Here is an 18014-nt window from a genome sequence, read left to right on the forward strand (position 1 = left end):
GCCGACCGCACCACGGACGGGCGACGGGGTCGTTTCGACCTCGAGCCGTTCTGGCCGTCGCGGCAGCCGCACCTGTTCGATCAGACGTGTCCGGGCTCGCCCAGCGCGTCCCGGCCCTCCGCCCGCTGAAACCGGTCCACCCGGTCCAGCCCCGGCAGTACGCCCGGTCGACGCGCAGACGACTCCACCCCGTCCGTCACGCGCGAAATGAGCGGCACACCATGTCTTCCTCCTCCACGGCCACCCTGCCCCTGCCCACCGCGACCCCGCACCTGCGCGCGGTCCGCTCCGTTCCTCCCGTCTCCGCCGTCCCCTCGACCCTTCCGGCCGGCATCCCGCCCGTCTCCGGAGTGCCCTTCGTCCAGCCGACCTCCCCGACGGTCGGCGCGAACGGCCCGGTCGGGCCGGTCGGTTCGGTCCGGCCGGGCCTGGGCCCGGTCGTCGGCCCGCAGTCCGGTGCGGTCGTACCGCCGGCGCCCGCATCGCTGCTCGCCGCGCTGCCGGAGGGGGCGGCCGTCGTCGCCGCCCTGCCGCAGGGCGTGCTGCCGCAGGGGCTGCTCGCCCAGTACGGCGCGCAGACCGGCGGGGCCGCGGGCCACCCGATGGTCGGGTACCTGGTGCTGGTGCCGGCCGAGAACCCGGCGGCCGCGCCGGTCGGCCTGCCCGGGCACGCCGCGCCCGGTGCGGTGCCGGGAGCACTGCCGGGCGCCGCACCGGCCGCCGTCCGGCCGGTCCGGCCCGCCGGGCGCGGCATCGCGGTCGACGCCGAGCGGCGCAACGCCTACGTCGACGGGCGGCTGCTCGACCTGACCTACCTGGAGTTCGAGCTGCTGGCCCACCTCACCGAGCACCCGCAGCGGGTGCACACCCGGGACCACCTGGTCTCGGCGGTCTGGGGCTACGGCCATGTCGGGGACGGCCGCACGGTCGACGTCCACGTCGCCCGGCTGCGCCGCAAGCTCGGCCCCGCTTACCGGGACTCGATCGTGACGGTGCGCCGGGTCGGGTACAAGTACACGCCGGTCAGCTGAGCAACCGGCCGGCTGGTCGGTTGACGGTTGACCGGCTGGTCGTCGGCCCGAGAAGCCGATGCCAAGTCGGCCTCCACTGCGGCGGGTTGTCCGTTCCTCTCGTGAACGGGCGTCCCGCTGCGGTGCTTTGGCGTCGCATCGACCGTGCGGGTCTGCCGGTCAGGCCCATTGGTCGAGCGGCTGCGGGAGTTCGAGGCGCTGGGCGTCGACACCTTCATCCGCTCCGGGAACCCGCTGTTGGAGGAGGCCCACCGGGTCGCGGAGACGGTTCTGCCCGCGTCGGGCATCCGCCGCTGAGCGCTGACGGCTGACAGATGTCGCCGAACAGATGACAAGTAACAGATAACAGATAACAGCTGACAGATTTCGAAATCTGTCAGCTGTTATCCGTCATTCGTCACCCGTTCCCCTCACGCACTCAGTCGGTCGATCTCCGCGAGCTGCTCCTCCGTCAGCGGCCCACCGGCCAGAGCCTCGAGGTTCTGGTCCAGCTGGGCCACGCTGCTCGCCCCGATGATCACCGAGACCACCCGCGGGTCCCGCAGTACCCAGCACAGTGCCAACTGCGCCAGGGTCTGCCCGCGCTCCTCGGCGACCTTGTTCAGTGCCCGCAGCTGCTCCAGCTTCGGCCCGGTCAGCACCTCCTCGGTGAGGAACTTCCCGACCGACATCCGCGAACCGGCCGGAACCTGTCCGGAGAGGTAGCGGTCCGTCAGTAGGCCCTGGGCGAGCGGCGAGTAGGCGATCAGGCTGGTCTGGGTGTCGCCCACCGCCTCCAGCACGCCGCCCTCCTCCACATTCCGGTTGAGGATCGAGTACGCCGACTGGTTCAGCAGCACCGGCGTCCCCAGCTCGCGCAGGATCGCCACCGCCTCCCGGTGCTGCTCAGCCGGGTAGTTGGAGATAGCCGCGTACAGCGCCTTGCCCGAGCGCACCGCGCTGTCCAGTGCCCCCATCGTCTCCTCGATCGGGGTGTCCGGGTCGTAGCGGTGGGAGTAGAAGACGTCGACGTAGTCCAGCCCCATCCGACCCAGCGACTGGTCCAGGCTGGCCAGCAGGTACTTGCGGCTGCCGCCGTTGCCGTACGGGCCGGGCCACATGTCCCAGCCGGCCTTGGACGCGATGAACATCTCGTCGCGGTAGGGCCGGAAGTCCTGCGCGAACAGGTAGCCGAAGTTGCGCTCCGCGCTGCCGTACGGCGGGCCGTAGTTGTTCGCCAGGTCGAAGTGGGTGACGCCCCGGTCGAAGGCCCGGCGCAGCACCGCCCGCTGCACCTCCAGCGGCTGGGCGTCACCGAAGTTGTGCCAGAGCCCCAGCGAGACGGCGGGCAGCTGCACGCCACTGCGGCCGGCCTTCCGGTAGGTCATCGAGGCATAGCGGTCATCCGCGGCGAGATAGCTCATGGCGGACATCTTGCCAGCCGGCTCCGCCCGATCAAGCCCTTGCCCTGTCTCCGGTGGCTGCTTATCCTCGCGGAGGACCAGGTGGGACGGCGAGGGGCCGGGTGCGGCCCGCGCGGACGAGGCGGAGGGGGAGCGCGATGGCAGTCCGGACCGTGACCGCGGTAGCCGCGGTAGCCGCGGTGCCCGCCGAGGCCGTCGTGACCGCCGCGCCCCGCTGTTGTCGCCGTCATCGCCGCAGCACCGTGCGCTGACGCCGCCTCCGAGCCGCCACGCCCGCCCCGGTCCGTCCCCCCGGTGCTGCCCGCCCGAGCGCAGCGCCGCCGTACCCGAGGCTCCGGTACCACGACCCCAGCGCCACGAACTCCGCGCCGCGACCCCCGCGCCGCGAGGCCCACACCGCGAGTTCGGCGCGTCAGCCCCGTACCGGGTGTCCCGCAACCGCAGCGCTCCGGGCGGCCCAGCGCCCTCCCGCCGTCCGATCATCGAGCGCCCAAGGAGACCGTCATGCGGTTCACCGTCTCGTCCCTCGTCGCCAATGCCCCCGACCCCGTCACCGGCATCCACCGCACCCCGCAGCAGAAGCTGGGGAACGTGATCGACCAGGCCGTCCTCGCCGAACAGCTCGGCTACGACGGCTACGGAGTGGGGGAGCGGCACGGTGAGCCGTTCCTCTCCCCGGCGCCGCCCGTGCTGCTGAGCGCGATCGCCGCCCGCACCACCACCATCCGGCTGTTCACCACCGTGACGGTGCTCAGCATCCTGGACCCGGTCCGGGTCGCGGAGGACTACGCGATGCTCGACCAACTCTCCGGCGGGCGGGTCGAGTTGATCATCGGCAAGGGCAACGACCCGCGCCACTTCGGCCTGTTCGGCCTCCCGGAGGAGCGCCAGTGGGCGGCGCTCGCCGAGAACTACGGTCTGCTGCACCGACTTTGGCGGGAGGAGAAGGTGACCTGGCAGGGTACGACCCGCCCGCCGCTCGCGGAGGCCACCGTCTCGCCGCGCCCGCTCCAGGACCCGATCCCGGTCTGGCACGGCAGTGCGACCAGCACCAGTTCGACCGACCTCGCCGCCCGCTACGGCGACCCGCTGTTCTCCGCCAACTCCTTCCACCCGCTGGCCAAGTACCGTGCCCTGGTGGACCACTACCGCGAGCGCTGGGAGCACTACGGCCGCGACCCGAAGGAGGCCCGGGTGGGCGCGGGCTTCGGCGGACTGTACGTCGCCAGGCGTTCGCAGGACGCCGTGAACGGCTTCCGCCCGTACTGGGACGCGATGGTCAACTCGGCGGCGGGCAAGCACAACAACTCGCCGTTCCGCTCGCTGGAGGACGCCCTGGAGCAGGGTTCGGCCCTGGTCGGCAGCCCGCAGCAGGTGATCGAGAAGATCCACCGCTACCACGAGGCCTTCGGCAACGAGGTGGTCGGCATCGGCGTGGACGCGCTGACCGAGGATGCGCAGCGGGAGCAACTGGAGCTGTTCGCGGCCGAGGTGGCACCGGTGGTGCGGCGCGAACTGCCCTGAACGCCCGCCCGCGCAACGCGCCGCGCACCCTGTACGCGGTGTGACGCCCGCCACCCTGCGTAACGTGACGTGCGCCACCGGCTGAGGCCGAATGGCCGCTGCCGGTACGGGGGATGACGAACGGTCGAGGGGCCGTGGCCGCCGGGGGGCGGCGCACGGCCCTCGGTCTTTCCGGCGACCTCCCGCCGGGTCCGCGCCGCCGGGTCCGCGCCGCGCCCCCGTCCCGGCCCGTCGCTCCTGATCCACCGACCTGATCCACCGACCTGATCCGCCGATCCCGCCCCCGGTCCGGCGAAACCCCTTCCCTCTGTACCTACTGGTATGTACAGTGGTGTCATGACCACCCAGGACCGCCTCATCGAGAGCACCCAGGCCCTCCTCTGGGAGCGCGGCTACGTCGGCACCAGCCCGAAGGCCATCCAGCAGCGCTCCGGTGTCGGCCAGGGCAGCATGTACCACCACTTCGACGGCAAGCCCGACCTCGCCGCCGCCGCCCTGCGCCGCAGCGCCGAGCAGCTGCGGGGCATGGCCGAGGCCGACCTGGCGGCGCCCGGCACCGCGTACGACCGGATCGCCGCCTACCTGCGTCGCGACCGCGAGGTACTGCGCGGCTGCCGGATCGGCCGGATGGCCCAGGACCCGGACGTGGTCGCCGACCCGAAGCTGCGCGCCCCGGTCGAGGAGACCTTCGACTGGCTGCGCGGCCGGATCGCCGAACTGGTCGCCGAGGGCCAGGTGGACGGCGAGTTCGCCGCCGGCCTCGACCCGGCGGACACGGCCGCCGCCGTGGTGGCCGTCGTCCAGGGCGGCTACGTCCTGGCCCGCGCCGCGGACAGTGCCGCCCCCTTCGAGCAGGCCGTCCGCGGTGCCCTCGGCCTGCTCGCCGTCCACCGCCGGGCCTGACGGGCGGCAGCCCGCCGGGTCTGTCCACCGTGCCCGTTCACCACCGTCGGCCCCGAGCGGGGAAGCACGGGCGAGGAAGCCCGACCGAGGAAGACCGCCGACGCCCCCACCCTCCGGGAGTCCCACCGTGCACGCGATGCAGTACGAGATCACCCTCCCCGCCGACTACGACATGGCCGTCATCCGCCGACGCGTGGCCGACAAGGGCCACCTGATGGACGACCACCCCGGCCTCGGCCTCAAGGCGTACCTGGTCCGCGAGCGCGGCCGGGACGGCTCTCCGGTCAACCAGTACGCGCCGTTCTACCTCTGGCGCACCGCCGAAGGCATGAACGGCTTCCTCTGGGGCCCTGGTTTCCGCGGCCTGAGCGCCGACTTCGGCCGCCCGGCCGTCCGCCACTGGCTCGGCGCGGGCCTGGTCGAGGGCGCCCGGACCGATGCCCCGACGACCGCGACCCGCACCACCGTCCCGCTCCCGGAGACCGCCGACCCCGCCGAGGCCGTCGAACGGGCCCTCGCCGTACTCCCCGGATTCCCCGGCCTCCCCACGCGCCCCGGCCGCCCCGGGCACCCCGCCCTGCACACCGCCGCCGTCGCCGTCGACCCGAGCCGCTGGGAACTGCTCAGCCTCGCCCTCTGGCACGGCCCGGCGCCGGAGGACGCGCCCGGCACCCGCTACCAAGTGCTGCACCTGTCCCGCCCCGAACTCGACCGGCTGCCCGTCGGCCGCCACTGGTGAAAGGTCTCCCCGCCGCGATGCCCGCCGTGACCCCCTCCGCAACCCCCGCCGTGATCCCCCCGACAGCCCCATCCGCGACTCCGCCCGGGGCCCCGTCCTTGGCCCCCGCCGACCTCACCCGCGCCCCGCTCGACCGCGAGGCCGGCTACGCCCTGCTCGCCGAACTCGCCGGCCCGGCCGCCGCCGCGACCCTCGGCGGTCTCGACTCGCTCGCCCCCGGCTTCGCCGACTGGATCGTCACCAGCCTGTTCGGCGGCACCTACCAGCGCCCCGGGCTCGCCCTGCGCGACCGCCAGATCGCCAACCTGGCCGCGCTCACCGCCCTCGGCGGCGTCGAGCCCCAGCTCGGCGACCACGTGCGCAACAGCCTGCGGATCGGGATGAGCCGTGAGGAGATCATCGAGGTGATCGTCCACCTGGCCCCGTACGTCGGCGTCCCCAAGACCCTGGCCGGGCTCCGGGCCGCCACCGCCACCTTCGCCGCCGCGGACGCCCCGTCGGCCGGAACCCCGTCGGCCGGAACCCCGTCGACCGAATCCCCGTCGACCGCAACCAGCGCCGCGGACGACGCCCCGAAGGAGGCCCGGGCATGACCGCCGCCGGTACCCGCACCGTACGGACCGTCCTCGGCGACCTCGCCCCCGCCGAGCTGGGCGTCACCGACTCCCACGACCACCTCTTCATCCGCAGCCCCCGGTTCCCCGGTCAGGAGCTGGACGACCCGGCCGCCGCCGAGGAGGTGCTGCGCGCCTACGCCGCCGCCGGTGGCCGCACCCTCGTCCAGTGGACCCCGTGGGGCATGGGCCGCGGCGCGGACGCCCTCGCCGCGCTGTCCCGGGCGACCGGCGTCCACATCGTGGCCGCCACCGGCGCGCACCAGACGGCCCACTACGCGCCGGGCCACTTCTCCGCCGTCGCCCCTGCCGTCGCCGGGGCCCCCGACGGGTCCTCCGGTGAAGCCGCCACAGCCCGCGCCCCGCACGCCGACCTCGCCGCGCGCTTCGTCGCCGAGCTCGACACCGGGCTCCCCGGCGCCCCCGAGGGCGTCCGGCCCGGCCTGATCAAGATCGCCGACGACGCGGGCCCGCTGACCGGGCACACCCGCCGCACGATGGCCGCCGCGGCCGAGGCCCACCACGTCACCGGTGCCCCGATCGCCGTCCACCTCGAACCCGACGGTGACGCGCACGGCGTCCTGGACCGGCTGCACGGGCGGCACGGCGTCAGCCCCGACCGGATCGTCCTCGGCCACCTCACCCGCTTCACCGACCGGTCGCTGCACCGCAGCCTCGCCGCCGAGGGCGTCTTCCTCGCCCTGGACAGCCCCTCCCGGATCGGCCATCCCGCGGACCTCCAGGCCTTCGACGTGATCGCCGACCTGGTCGAGGCGGGCCACGCCGACCGACTGCTGCTCGGCGCCGACACCACCACCCGGACGGCCCGAGAGGTCGGCGGCCCCGCCCGGCTGCTCACCGACCTCGCCCCGCGACTGGCCCGCGCCTTCGGACCGGAGCTGTGCGACCGGCTGCTGGTCGCCAACCCGGCGGCCGCCCTGGCCGTCGACTGGCGCACCCCGTGAGGAGCGCCGGCTGAGGAACGTCCCCGAGGAGCGCCGACTGGGGAGCGCCCCCGAGGAGCGCCGAGCGGCGCGCACCCCGGCATCTCCTGTGGCCGAGTCCGCCCGTCGGGGTTTGAATCCGAAGAGCCCCTGCCCGGACCACGCCCCAGAGAGGCGGTTCCGACGATGCACTCGTGGCTCGCTCCCGCCCGGCTCGCCGTTGCGGCCTTCCTCGCCGTCGCCCTCTGCTTCGCCGGCTACCACGCGGCGACCGACGGCTCCGGGGTGGTGAACTTCCTCAGCTACTTCACCAACCTCGCCAACCTCGCGGGGCTGGCCGTCCTGGGCTACGGCGGCTGGGCCGGGCTGACCGGCCGCCGACCCGTGCCGGACGCGGTTCGCGGGGCGGTGGTGCTCTACCTGGCGGTCACCGGTCTGGCCTACGGGACGCTGCTGGCGACGTACCCGGCGCCGCAGGTGATCCCGTGGGTGGACGACGTGGTCCACCGGGTGATGCCGCTGCTCGTGCTCGCCGACTGGCTGATCGACCCGCCCGCGCGGCCCGTCCGGCCCCGGGTCGTGCTCGGCTGGTTGGCGTTCCCGCTGGTCTACCTGGCGTACGCGCTGATCCGCGGCCGCGCCGCCGACTGGTACCCGTATCCGTTCCTCGACCCCGCCCGGCACGGCGGCTACCGGCGGATCGCCGGGGCGAGCTTCTTGCTGGCGGTGGCGTTCCTGCTGGTCGGGGCCGCGGTCGCCGCGGTCGGCAACGCCCTCGCCGCACACCGTGCCACCCGGCGGGGCGCGGCGCCGAACGGCCGCCACGCCCGGGCCCGGACCACCGGCTGAGGCGTCGAGGCCGCCGACGGCTCCTGAGGCCGCCGCCGGGCGCTGGGGCCGTCAGGTCGCGGACAGGCCTTGAGATCGAGCACAGGCCCCGCGGATGCCGGCGGGGCCTGCGCCAGATGGGGGATGGCACAGGCCCCGTCGTCAACCGGACCGGCGGCTCACATGTGGGTGCCGCCGTCGATCCGGAGCTCGGTGCCGGTGACGAAGGCGCCGTCGTCGGAGGCCAGCATGGCGATCACGCCGGCCACCGTCTCCGGGCCCGCGAAGCCGTGGCCGAGGGCGGGGGCGAGCTTGGCGAGCAGGCTGAAGTCGGCGTCGGCCGGCAGACCGGGGTTGTTGGTCATGCCGCTGTCGATGCTGCCCGGCGCCACGCAGACCGCGCGCAGGCCCTGCTTCGAGTACTCCGAGGCGATCGCGTGGGTGAAGGACTGGATGCCGCCCTTGGTCGCGGCGTAGGCGGCCATGTACGGGTGGGCGAAGCTCGCGGAGGTGGAGCTGAAGTTGACCACCACGCCCTTGCCGGTCGCGAGCAGCGCGGGGAGCGCCTCGCGGGTCATCAGGAAGGTGCCGGTCAGGTTCACCGCGAGGAGCTTGTTCCAGAACGCCAGGGAGGTCTCGTGGGTGTGCGAGGAGCGGAGGATGCCGGCCGCGTTGACCAGGACGTCCAGACCGCCCAGGCCCGCGACGGCCTCGGCGGTGCCCGATACCACGGCGGCCTCGTCCGAGATGTCCAGGACCTGGACCGCCAGGCGGTCGGCGGTGCCCTCGGTGGTCGCGCGGTCCAGGGTCTTCTTCAGGCCGTCCTCGTTGACGTCGACGGCGACGACCCTGCCGCCCTCGGCGAGGATCCGGTGCACGGTCGCCTGGCCGATGCCAGAGCCGCCGCCGGTGATCAGGACGTTCCGTCCGCTGAAGCGCTCCATGGTGGTACTCCTTCGTCCGTGGTCTCTCGACCTCAAGAGACACGGTACGCCTAGGTGGCACGATGTGCTAATAAGTCTTAATGGGACAGTACGGCGCGGTGTGCCATGCGGGTGATCGGCTGCGTACGCTGACCCTGTGACCGGACGCCCGACCCTGACCCAGCGCCGCCGTGACGCCACCCGGCTGGAGATCGCCCGCACCGCCGCCGCGCTCTTCGCCGAGCAGGGCGCCGAGGCGACCACCGCCGAGGAGATCGCCGCCGCCGCGGGCATCTCGCTGCGCACCTTCTACCGGTACTTCTCCGTCAAGGAGGACGCCGTCGCCCCGCTCCTGGCCGCCGGCGGAGAGCGCTGGGTGGACCTGCTGGCCGAGAGCCCGACCGACCTCCCGCTGCGCGACGCGCTGGAGCGCTCGGCCGTCGAATCGCTGACCCCGGCCGACGACGGGGCCGTCGAGGCGATGCACTGGACCCGCAGTCTGCTGCGGGACCCACGGCTGGAGGGCACCTGGCAGAGGGTCCATGCGGGGTCGGAGGCGCGGTTGCGGGAGGTGCTGGCCGCCCGCTGTCCGGAGGGTGCCGACCCGCTGGAGATCCGGCTGGCCGCCGCCGCGGCCACGGCGGCGATCAGGGTCGCTCTGGAGCAGTGGGCCGGGTCCGACGCCGCGATCACCGGCCCGGGCTCCCCGCGGGACCTCGGCGCCCGCTGCATGCGTGAGCTCACGGCGGGGCTGCGGTTCTGGGAGGGGCGCCGACAGGCGGGTGGCGGCTGACGGATTTCAGATGACAGCTAACAGATGACAACGTTCGAAATCTGTTATCTGTTATCTGTTTGCTGAACTCCGTCAGCTGTTCGTCGCCGCCTCTCGCCCGTCCCCCACCCCGTCCCCCCGCCCCTGCCCCCACAGCCCCCCATCAGCTTCCTCCCAGCTCCCGCTAGGGTTGGTGCTCGCGCCCCGGTGGGGGAACCGGGGTGACCTCCTCGGATGTCCCTGAGCGGAGGGGGCGTGGAGTTCGAAGCGTGGGAGCAACTGGGACATGGGTCTGACGAGCCACAAGGTGCTGGCACTGGCCGTACTGATAGCGGTCGTGATGATGGTCGGCACGGTCTGGCTGTGGCCCAGACTCGCCCGGAAGAGTTGGCAGGCGGTGCTCGGCCGGATCGGCGCGCTGTTCGCCACCCAGCTGGCAGTGCTCGCCGCGCTCGGGCTGGTGGCGAACAACTACTTCGCCTTCTACAGCAGTTGGGACGACCTGATGGGCACGGGCAGCACCGGCCCGGTGGTCATCCACAACAAGGCCGACGCTTCCGGCCGACTGCTGGTCGAGACCATAGGCCAGGCCTCGGTCAAGGGTGGCGGCGCGATGGGCCGTGAGCCCAGCCAGTCCGGCGAGATCCGCAAGGTCCGGATCGACGGCAAGGAGAGCCGCCTGTCGACCGAGGGCTACGTCTACCTGCCGCCGCAGTACTTCCAGCCCGAGTACGCGCAGAAGCAGTTCCCGGCCGTGATCGTCAGCACCGGGTTCCCAGGAATCGCCGAGAACCTGATCACCCGCTTCAACTACCCCGGCGCCGCGCTCAAGTTGCTGCAGGAGGGCCGGATGCAGCCGACCGTCATGGTCCTGATGCGCCCCTCGCCTGCCCTGCCGCAGGACACCGAGTGCGAGGACATCCCGGGCGGCGCCCAGTCCGACACGTACTTCACCAAGGACGTCCCCTCGGCGATCCAGGCCAGCTACCGGGTCTCGACCGACCCGCAGGCCTGGGCCTTCATGGGCAACTCGACCGGCGGCTACTGCGCGCTCAAGCTGGCCATGCGCCATCCGGACGTCTTCCCGACGGCGGTGGCCCTGTCCGCGTACTACGAGGCGGCCGACGATCCGACCACCGGTGACCTCTTCGGCGGCAGCAAGCAGCGCCGCAACGAGGCCAACCTGATGTGGCGGCTGAAGAACGCGCCGCCGCCGAACATCTCGGTGCTGCTGGCCGGCACCAAGAAGGGCGACGGCAACTACAAGCAGGACACCGAGGCGTTCATCGACGCGGCGCAGAGTCCGATGAAGGTCTCCTACAGCATGCTCGAGAACGGCGGCCACAACTTCGAGACCTGGAGCGCCCTGCTGCCGTCCTCGCTGGAGTGGCTGTCCCAGCACCTCAAGGTCCCGAACCAGCCGGGCCACCCGGGTCAGGCGAACCAGCCCGGCCAGGCCGTCTGAGCCCGTCCACGGCGGCACCCGCCGGCGGGGCACATCACGCCGGGTACATGACAGCGCGCACGACACCGACCCCCGGGAGCCACGGCTTCCGGGGGTTCAGTCCGTTCCGGCGCCGGTCAGGCGACCCGCTCCAGCGTCCCGGTGTGCAGCTGGCCGACCCGGCCGCCCTCGCCCTCGAAGGTCCAGAAGGCCCGTACGGTCAGCGCGTTGAGGTCCATCACGTGGCTCACGGTGATCCCGCTCTGCTCCGTCCAGCTGATGAAGTAGATCTCGGGCGCGACCTCGGCCACGTGCAGCCGCACGTCCTCCCATTGGCCCGCCGACTCGCCGAGACCCTCCCAGCGCAGCCGGGTGCCGTCGGCCGAGTAGGAGTTGCGGAAGGCCGCGCCGTTGTCGGCCCGGAAGACGTAGGTGCGGCCGGCGAAGGCGGGCAGGGACGCGGTCATGGTGGGGCGGGACCTCTTCTCAGGAACGGGGGACGGGTGGTGCGGACCGTGCGGGTACTGCGGGTGGGACAGGTCGTACAGTGCGGGCCCGGTGCTCTTGTGCACCGCGGAAAATCCCAGGGTTCCAATTTATCCGACCGGGCGGACTTCAGGCGGCCCCGCGCCACGGCGGCCACGGCATGGCGGCCCGGCTCGACTGACCCCCACGGCCGAGGCGGCGGACGAGGAAGCGACGGGAATGATCAACTCGGCTGCCACGCAGCGTCGTTGATCGACACCACTGTGAGCTGCGCGACAACCGGCTTGATCGGGTTGTCCGTTCACGGACGGCCTGCCTAGCCTGCAACCGTCGTCCGCGGTCGCGGACCCCGCCGCCGGGACGCCGAGTCCCGTCCACCCGCCGGCGGGCACCCGAGCACCACAGCGGACGGGAGCGGGGGAACCAAGGTCAGCGCCCGACCGTACGCACCAGCGTGCGGGTCGAGGCTAGGGGTGAAGCCGCTCCACAGGCGGCCGGGCAACTGCAGCCCGAATCCGACAGCTCACCTCGCAGGCGTGGCAGAGGACCCCCATGCACCAGCCTGCCCGGCGCCGTCGCGCGCCCCGCCACGCCCTTCCGTCGCACCGCAGCCGCAACGCCACCCTCGCGGCCACCGGGGCACTCGCCATCGCCGGTGCCGGGCTGTTCGGACTGCCGTCCGTCTCCGGCGCCCAGGCCGCCACCGGGCCGACCGTCACCCAGGACCGGCTCGGGCCCGCCGCCATGGTCGCGGGCAGGGCCACCACCGCTTCGCTGAGCCTGCACTCCTCGTCCTGCTTCACCGCCAGGACCGTCGGCGTCGGCGTGCGCGACGCGCGCGGCACCAACCTGGACTTCCCGGGCAACGCGAGCAACGTGCAGCTCTGCCCGAGCGGCTTCGACTTCACCAGCGGCGCGCGCACCCTGCCCACCGGGACGTACACCCAGTTCGGCTTCTGGCAGGACCTCGGCGGCAGCTGGCACAACCTGCCCTCGCAGCAGCTGGTGGTCTCCCGCACCGGAACGCCGACCCCGACGCCGACCCCGACGCCGACCGCGGCCCCGACGCCGAGCGCCACCGCGACGCCCACGGCCACCGCGACCCCGAGCGCCAAGCCGTCCCCGAGCGCCAAGCCGTCCCCGACGGCCACCGCCACCCCCACTCCCACCGCCACCGCGACGCCCACCGCCCAGCCGACCCCGACGACGGCGCCGACCACGGCCCCGAGCCCGACCGCTGCCCCCAGCTCCAGCCCGACCGCCACCGCGAACCCGAGCACCCCGGCGCCGTCCTCCCCGATCGCCGGCAAGTCGCTGACCTGGTCCGACGAGTTCAACGGCCCGATCAACTGGGGCCAGCGCTGGGTCGGCGACAAGAGCACCGCCTACAAGTACGGGAACCACAACCCGGACGACAACAAGCTCGACTGGCTGAACAAGAACAACGTCACCGTCGCGAACGGCGTCGCCACCTTCACCGCCACCCCGGGCGGGCCGACCCTGGAGAACGGCCGGCAGTCCTGGAACACCGGCTTCCTGACCACCGAGGGCTCCGCCGAGGGCTTCCAGGTCAAGACCGGCGACTACGCCGAGACCCGGGTCAAGCTGCCCGCCGGCACCGGTGCCTGGCCCGCCCTGTGGACCTGGAAGAACGGCAACGGGGAGGTCGACTCCTTCGAGTACCACCCCGACAACCCGAACCTGCTGGAGCTGACCAACCACGTCAACCCCGGCAACCCGGACTACTACACCGACCCGAGCGCCGTCGCCGCCGACCAGTGGGTGACCATCGGCACCTACTACGGCGCCAACTCGGTGGACTGGTACGTCAACGGCGTCAAGGTGTTCTCGGACGGCAAGGGCGTGGGCGCCGACTTCTCGGCGTACCTGATCCTCAACCTCTCGGTGAGCGCCGGCAAGTACCACCCGGCGCCGACGGGGAACACCCCGATCACCATGGCCGCCGACTACGTCCGCGTCTACCGGTAACCGCGTCTACCGGCAACCACGCGTACCGGCAACCACGCGTACCGGTAACCACGAGCCCGCCCCACCGGTCATCGGAAGTCCGGCAGCCGCTCGCCGGCGGCCGGTGACCGGTGGGGCGATTCGGCCCGTCAGTCGCCGCCGCCCGTCTCGACGACCTTGATGTCGAACGGCTGTCGGTGGCCCTTGCCGCCCGGGTCGTCCGCGCTGTGCACCTCGACCGAGCCGCCCTCCAGGATCCCGAGCGGCACGTCCTCGGAGAGCAGGACCGGGACGAGGGCGGTCGCGCTGCGCCCCTCCTTCAGCCCGGGTCCGAAGACGCAGCGCACCTGCCTGCCGCCTGCCACGACCTTGCAGTCCGCGGGGTAGAACGGGGGGTCCGCGGTCACGCCGTTCGGAAGGGTGACCGTCACCGTGAACGGGGAGGCGGTGGTGTCCGGGCCCTCGTTGGCGACGAAGGCGTGCACGGTGGTGGTGCCGCCGGGCGGCGCCGGATCCGGGTCGATCCGGACCACCTCCAGATGGGACCGGGAGGGCGCGGCGACCACGGCGGGCAGGGTGGATGCCTGGGGCGCCCCCGGCGCGACGGCCCCCAGCTCCGGGTGTGGCACCGGGTGCCGCACCGCCCAGGACGGGCCGACGGCCAGCGCGGCCGCCGCGCAGCCGGCCGTCACCGCCGCGGCCCATCCGATCCGGCCGAGCCCCCTGCGCCCCGCGCCGCCCCGTAGTCCGTACTGCTCCACGCCGTTCACCCTGCTCCCGTGCTCCGGCGGCCCGCACCGTCACGGGCCGCGCCTGCACCAGGGTGTCCGAACCGGAGCCGTGACAGCGGCACGAATCGCCCGCCGCCACTCGAACGGCGGGCGCCGTTCCTCGCCGTATCTACCCTTCACCCGACGGGGGTTGACCGGCCGTCAGGGTGCCAGGACCTGCCCGAGCCTGGCTGCGATCTGGTGCATCACCGGCACCAGCGCGGACGCCCCCGCCTGCCCCTCCAGGGCCCGGATCCGGGCCTCCGGGCCGGATACCGAGAGCGCGGTGGGCGTGGGTGCGCCCGGGACGGCGAGGGCGATGCAGCGGACGCCGATCTCCTGCTCCTGGTCGTCGACCACGTACCCGCGCTCGCGCGCCTCGGCGAGCTGGTCCATCAGCTCCTGCGGGTCGGTGAGGGTGTACTCGGTGTGCGCGGGCAGCGGGTTGGGGCCCAGGACCGCCCGTGCCTCGTCCTCGGGGAGCTGGGCGAGCAGCGCCTTGCCGACGCCGGTGCAGTGCGGCTGGACCCGCCGTCCGACCTCGGTGAACATCCGCATCGAGCGCCGGGACTGCACCTGTCCGACGTACACCACCTCGCCGCCCTCCAGCACCGCCAGGTTGGCGGTCTCGCCGGTGGCCTCCATGAGCTCGGCCAGGTACGGGCGGGCCCAGCTGCCGAGCAGGCGGCCGGACGTCTCGCCGAGCCGGATCAGCCGGGGGCCGAGGGTGTAGCGGCGCGCGGTGTCCTGACGGACATAGCCCTGCTGGACGAGGGTACGAACCAGTCGGTGGATGGTCGGCATCGGGAGGCCGGAACTGGTGGAGAGCTCGCTGAGAGTGGCCACGCCGCCCGAGTCGGCCAGCGCCTCCAGGAGTTGGAAGGCGCGCTCGACGGACTGCACGCCGCCGCTCGCGCGGTCGGCGCCTGTCGTCGATGCTGTGTCGGGGGTCGCAACCACCGGCGTTCCCTTCGCTGTCGGGGAGGAGTAGAGTCCCGGCGACCTCGTCAACAAACCGTTGAAATTCTGTATCGCGGAAACTAGTCTCCACCTTACAGAATCGAACCCGCCGACAGGTGGGTAACGATCGAGGAAGTTCCCGAGGAAGTTCCCACCGGAGCTCCCTTCGCCAGGCTCAACCGTCTTAGGAGTGTCCTGCTCATGGCTGCAGCTCAGGGGCCCGTCGGCGCCTCCCCCGCCGCTCCGGTCGTCACTGTCGCCGGACCGCGAGTCCATCGGGCCGAGGAGGTGCTCACCCCGGAGGCGGTCGCCTTCGTGGTGGGCCTGCATCGCGCCTTCGAGGGCCGCCGACAGGAGCTCCTGGCCAGGCGGAAGGGTCGACGGGCGGAGATCGCCCGCACCGGCACGCTGGACTTCCTCCCCGAGACCGCCGACGTCCGGACCGGCGACTGGAAGGTCGCCGAGGCGCCGCGCGCCCTCCAGGACCGCCGGGTCGAGATCACCGGCCCCACCGACCGCAAGATGGTCATCAACGCGCTCAACTCCGGCGCGAGGATCTGGCTCGCCGACTTCGAGGACGCCACCTCCCCGACCTGGGAGAACGTGGTCAGCGGCCAGGTCAACCTGATCGACGCCTTCGAGGGCCGGATCGACTTCACCAGCTCGGCCGGCAAGGCCTACACCCTCAGGCCCGCCGCCGAACTCGCCACCGTCGTGGTCCGGCCCCGCGGCTGGCACCTGGACGAGAACCACCTGCTGGTCGACGGCGTCCCGGTGGCCGGCGCCTTCGTCGACTTCGGCCTGTACTTCTTCCACAACGCCGCCCGGCTGATCGCCAAGGGCGCCGAGGACCCCAACTCCGGCCCGTACTTCTACCTGCCGAAGACCGAGAGCCACCTCGAAGCCCGGCTCTGGAACGACGTGTTCACCCACGCCCAGGCCGCGTTGGGCATCCCGCACGGCACCGTCCGGGCCACCGTGCTGATCGAGACCATCACCGCGGCCTTCGAGATGGACGAGATCCTCTACGAGCTGCGCGACCACGCCGCCGGGCTCAACGCCGGCCGCTGGGACTACCTGTTCTCGATCGTCAAGAACTTCCGCGACGCCGGCGAGCACTACATCCTCCCGGACCGCAACAGCGTCACCATGGCCTCGCCGTTCATGGCCGCCTACACCCGGCTGCTGGTGCAGACCTGCCACAAGCGCGGCGCCCACGCGATCGGCGGCATGGCCGCGTTCATCCCCAGCCGCAGGGACCCGGAGGTCAACGCGGCCGCGCTGGAGAAGGTCAAGGCGGACAAGGACCGCGAGGCCGGCAACGGCTTCGACGGCTCCTGGGTCGCCCACCCGGACCTCGTCCCGGTCGCCCGGGCCTCCTTCGACGCGGTGCTCGGCGAGCGCCTCCATCAGAAGGACAACCCGGGCCCGGCCGAGCCGGTCACCGCCGCCGAGCTGCTCGACATCGCCGGCGCCGGGGGCACCTGCACCCGCGCCGGGCTGCACAACGCCGTCCAGGTCGGCGTCCGCTACATCGAGGCGTGGCTGCGCGGGCTGGGCGCGGTCGGCATCTTCAACATGATGGAGGACGCCGCCACCGCCGAGATCTCGCGCTCGCAGATCTGGCAGTGGATCCACAACGGGGTCGTGCTGTCCGACACCGGCGAGAAGGCCACCGCCGAGCTGGTCCGCACCCTGGTCGCCACCGAACTGGCCGAGCTCCGCGCCGAGTTCGGCGACGAGGCCTACCAGGCCGGGCGCTGGCGCGAGGCCGCCGGGCTCTTCGAACAGGTCGCCCTGGCCGAGGAGTTCGCGGACTTCCTGACCCTCCCCGCGCTTCCCCTGCTGGGCTGAGCACCAATCTATCCGCCGGCGCCACCGCTGCCGCCTGCCGGGCCGTAGCAGTCGCGCCGCCCTTTGCTCCGTTCCGTACGGCGACGAATCCACCTGTCCTCTCGTCGCCGTGCGGAACGGTCCTTTTCTTTGTGCGGCCTTGTACGGCCGTGTACGGCCTTTTCCTCGTGAGGAGTTCACTGATGGCACGCATCTTCTTCAACGGCCAGGCGATGGTCGGCGGACCGTTCCACGACAAGGTCGCCGACGCCCTGATCGGCCCCGCCCGCACCGCCCCCGGCTACCGTTTCTTCTCCATCGACCACAGCGGCGGCACGGACGTCTGCCCGGGGCTGCTGGCCGATCCGACCGTCGACAGCGCGATCGAGGGCGAGCTGTACGAGATCAGCCTGGAGCGCCTGCGGGACGTCATCCTGCCCGGCGAGCCCAGGGAGTTGGAGCTCGGCGTGATCGAGCTGGAGGACGGCTCCGCGTGCTTCTCGATGCTGCTCGCCCGCGGCGAGGTCGAGCGCGGGGTGCACCGCGAGATCACCCACCACGGCGGGTGGCGCGCCTACCTGGCGACGCTGGGACGTACGGCCTGAGGCGCGCGGACTGAGGCGTAGGCCGATGGGGCGAACGCGTAACAGCTGACAGAAGACAACTAACAGAAAACAGAAAACAGATAACAGCGAACAGATAACAGCTGACAACTTTCGTCAGCTGTTATCTGTTCGCTGTGCGCCGTTCCCCGCCCCACCACACGCCGCGGCCCCGAACCCTCGCCGTGGGTTCGGGGCCGCCGAACCTCCCCCCTCGCGGGCGGACCGAGTCCCGGTCACACACCCTCCCAGGGCGCCCCCGACTCGGGG

Annotated in this window: 17 protein-coding genes, 1 pseudogene and 1 riboswitch; of the genes and pseudogenes, 13 read left to right on the top strand and 5 right to left on the bottom strand. The window is 72.6% G+C overall.

Annotated features, from left to right (window positions below; genetic code table 11):
- The first annotated feature begins 221 nt into the window (after window positions 1–221).
- Window positions 222–1031, top strand: a complete 810-nt coding sequence (locus ABTY61_RS08815) for a winged helix-turn-helix domain-containing protein (protein ID WP_350504226.1) — start codon at window positions 222–224, stop codon at window positions 1029–1031.
- Between the two features lie 168 nt (window positions 1032–1199).
- A pseudogene (locus ABTY61_RS08820) lies at window positions 1200–1328 on the top strand (alkanesulfonate monooxygenase); the annotation flags it as partial.
- Between the two features lie 113 nt (window positions 1329–1441).
- Here the strand turns inward: ABTY61_RS08820 and ABTY61_RS08825 are convergent.
- Window positions 1442–2434 (bottom strand): aldo/keto reductase, encoded by a 993-nt coding sequence (locus ABTY61_RS08825; RefSeq protein ID WP_350504227.1) that lies wholly within the window; start codon window positions 2432–2434, stop codon window positions 1442–1444.
- A 504-nt stretch (window positions 2435–2938) separates the two neighbouring features.
- Here ABTY61_RS08825 and ABTY61_RS08830 point away from each other — a divergent pair.
- The 6 genes from ABTY61_RS08830 (at window position 2939) to ABTY61_RS08855 (ending at window position 8007) form a co-directional block, all read left to right on the top strand.
- Window positions 2939–3958, top strand: a complete 1020-nt coding sequence (locus ABTY61_RS08830) for an LLM class flavin-dependent oxidoreductase (protein ID WP_350504228.1) — start codon at window positions 2939–2941, stop codon at window positions 3956–3958.
- Between the two features lie 336 nt (window positions 3959–4294).
- On the top strand, window positions 4295–4861 hold the full coding sequence (locus ABTY61_RS08835) for a TetR/AcrR family transcriptional regulator (RefSeq protein ID WP_350504229.1): 567 nt from the start codon (window positions 4295–4297) through the stop codon (window positions 4859–4861).
- 127 nt (window positions 4862–4988) lie between these two features.
- Window positions 4989–5600: a DUF4865 family protein gene (locus ABTY61_RS08840; protein ID WP_350504230.1), complete on the top strand. Its 612-nt coding sequence runs from the start codon at window positions 4989–4991 to the stop codon at window positions 5598–5600.
- Window positions 5601–5698: 98 nt separating this feature from the next.
- On the top strand, window positions 5699–6193 hold the full coding sequence (locus ABTY61_RS08845) for a carboxymuconolactone decarboxylase family protein (protein WP_350504231.1): 495 nt from the start codon (window positions 5699–5701) through the stop codon (window positions 6191–6193).
- Window positions 6190–7179, top strand: coding sequence for a phosphotriesterase family protein (locus ABTY61_RS08850; RefSeq protein ID WP_350504232.1), 990 nt, complete (start codon window positions 6190–6192; stop codon window positions 7177–7179). The genes ABTY61_RS08845 and ABTY61_RS08850 overlap by 4 nt, the downstream gene beginning before the upstream one ends.
- A gap of 165 nt (window positions 7180–7344) precedes the next feature.
- Window positions 7345–8007 carry a Pr6Pr family membrane protein gene (locus tag ABTY61_RS08855; RefSeq protein WP_350504233.1) on the top strand — a complete coding sequence of 221 codons (663 nt, stop codon included), beginning with the start codon at window positions 7345–7347 and terminating at the stop codon, window positions 8005–8007.
- A gap of 158 nt (window positions 8008–8165) precedes the next feature.
- Here ABTY61_RS08855 and ABTY61_RS08860 read toward each other — a convergent pair whose 3' ends face one another.
- The gene (locus ABTY61_RS08860) at window positions 8166–8930 is read right to left on the bottom strand and encodes an SDR family NAD(P)-dependent oxidoreductase (protein ID WP_350504234.1); all 765 of its coding nucleotides are present in this window, start codon (window positions 8928–8930) and stop codon (window positions 8166–8168) included.
- Window positions 8931–9066: 136 nt separating this feature from the next.
- Between ABTY61_RS08860 and ABTY61_RS08865 the strand changes: the two genes are divergently transcribed.
- Together ABTY61_RS08865 and ABTY61_RS08870 are read left to right on the top strand one after the other, a co-directional pair.
- On the top strand, window positions 9067–9702 hold the full coding sequence (locus ABTY61_RS08865) for a TetR family transcriptional regulator (protein ID WP_350504235.1): 636 nt from the start codon (window positions 9067–9069) through the stop codon (window positions 9700–9702).
- 265 nt (window positions 9703–9967) lie between these two features.
- Window positions 9968–11146 (top strand): alpha/beta hydrolase, encoded by a 1179-nt coding sequence (locus ABTY61_RS08870; RefSeq protein WP_350504236.1) that lies wholly within the window; start codon window positions 9968–9970, stop codon window positions 11144–11146.
- Between the two features lie 116 nt (window positions 11147–11262).
- On the opposite strand, the gene ABTY61_RS08875 is transcribed toward ABTY61_RS08870, so the two are convergent.
- Window positions 11263–11697 carry a MoaF-related domain-containing protein gene (locus ABTY61_RS08875; protein ID WP_350504237.1) on the bottom strand — a complete coding sequence of 145 codons (435 nt, stop codon included), beginning with the start codon at window positions 11695–11697 and terminating at the stop codon, window positions 11263–11265.
- 337 nt (window positions 11698–12034) lie between these two features.
- Window positions 12035–12161: riboswitch (cyclic di-AMP (ydaO/yuaA leader) on the top strand.
- A 2-nt stretch (window positions 12162–12163) separates the two neighbouring features.
- On the opposite strand from ABTY61_RS08875, the gene ABTY61_RS08880 reads away from it, so the two are divergent.
- Window positions 12164–13600, top strand: a complete 1437-nt coding sequence (locus ABTY61_RS08880; RefSeq protein ID WP_350504238.1) for a glycoside hydrolase family 16 protein — start codon at window positions 12164–12166, stop codon at window positions 13598–13600.
- 128 nt (window positions 13601–13728) lie between these two features.
- Here ABTY61_RS08880 and ABTY61_RS08885 read toward each other — a convergent pair whose 3' ends face one another.
- Entirely contained in the window at window positions 13729–14340 is a 612-nt protein-coding gene (locus tag ABTY61_RS08885; RefSeq protein WP_350504239.1) for a hypothetical protein, read from the bottom strand.
- Between the two features lie 171 nt (window positions 14341–14511).
- Complete coding sequence (locus ABTY61_RS08890; protein ID WP_350504240.1) at window positions 14512–15309, bottom strand: IclR family transcriptional regulator; 798 nt, start codon at window positions 15307–15309, stop codon at window positions 14512–14514.
- 201 nt (window positions 15310–15510) lie between these two features.
- Between ABTY61_RS08890 and aceB the strand changes: the two genes are divergently transcribed.
- The gene (gene aceB, locus ABTY61_RS08895; RefSeq protein ID WP_350504241.1) at window positions 15511–17163 is read left to right on the top strand and encodes a malate synthase A; all 1653 of its coding nucleotides are present in this window, start codon (window positions 15511–15513) and stop codon (window positions 17161–17163) included.
- 182 nt (window positions 17164–17345) lie between these two features.
- Window positions 17346–17747, top strand: coding sequence for an allophanate hydrolase-related protein (locus ABTY61_RS08900; RefSeq protein ID WP_350504242.1), 402 nt, complete (start codon window positions 17346–17348; stop codon window positions 17745–17747).
- Window positions 17748–18014 lie beyond the last annotated feature (267 nt).

Source organism: Kitasatospora sp. NPDC096128, assembly GCF_040303105.1.
In the GTDB taxonomy this organism is placed as follows: domain Bacteria; phylum Actinomycetota; class Actinomycetes; order Streptomycetales; family Streptomycetaceae; genus Kitasatospora.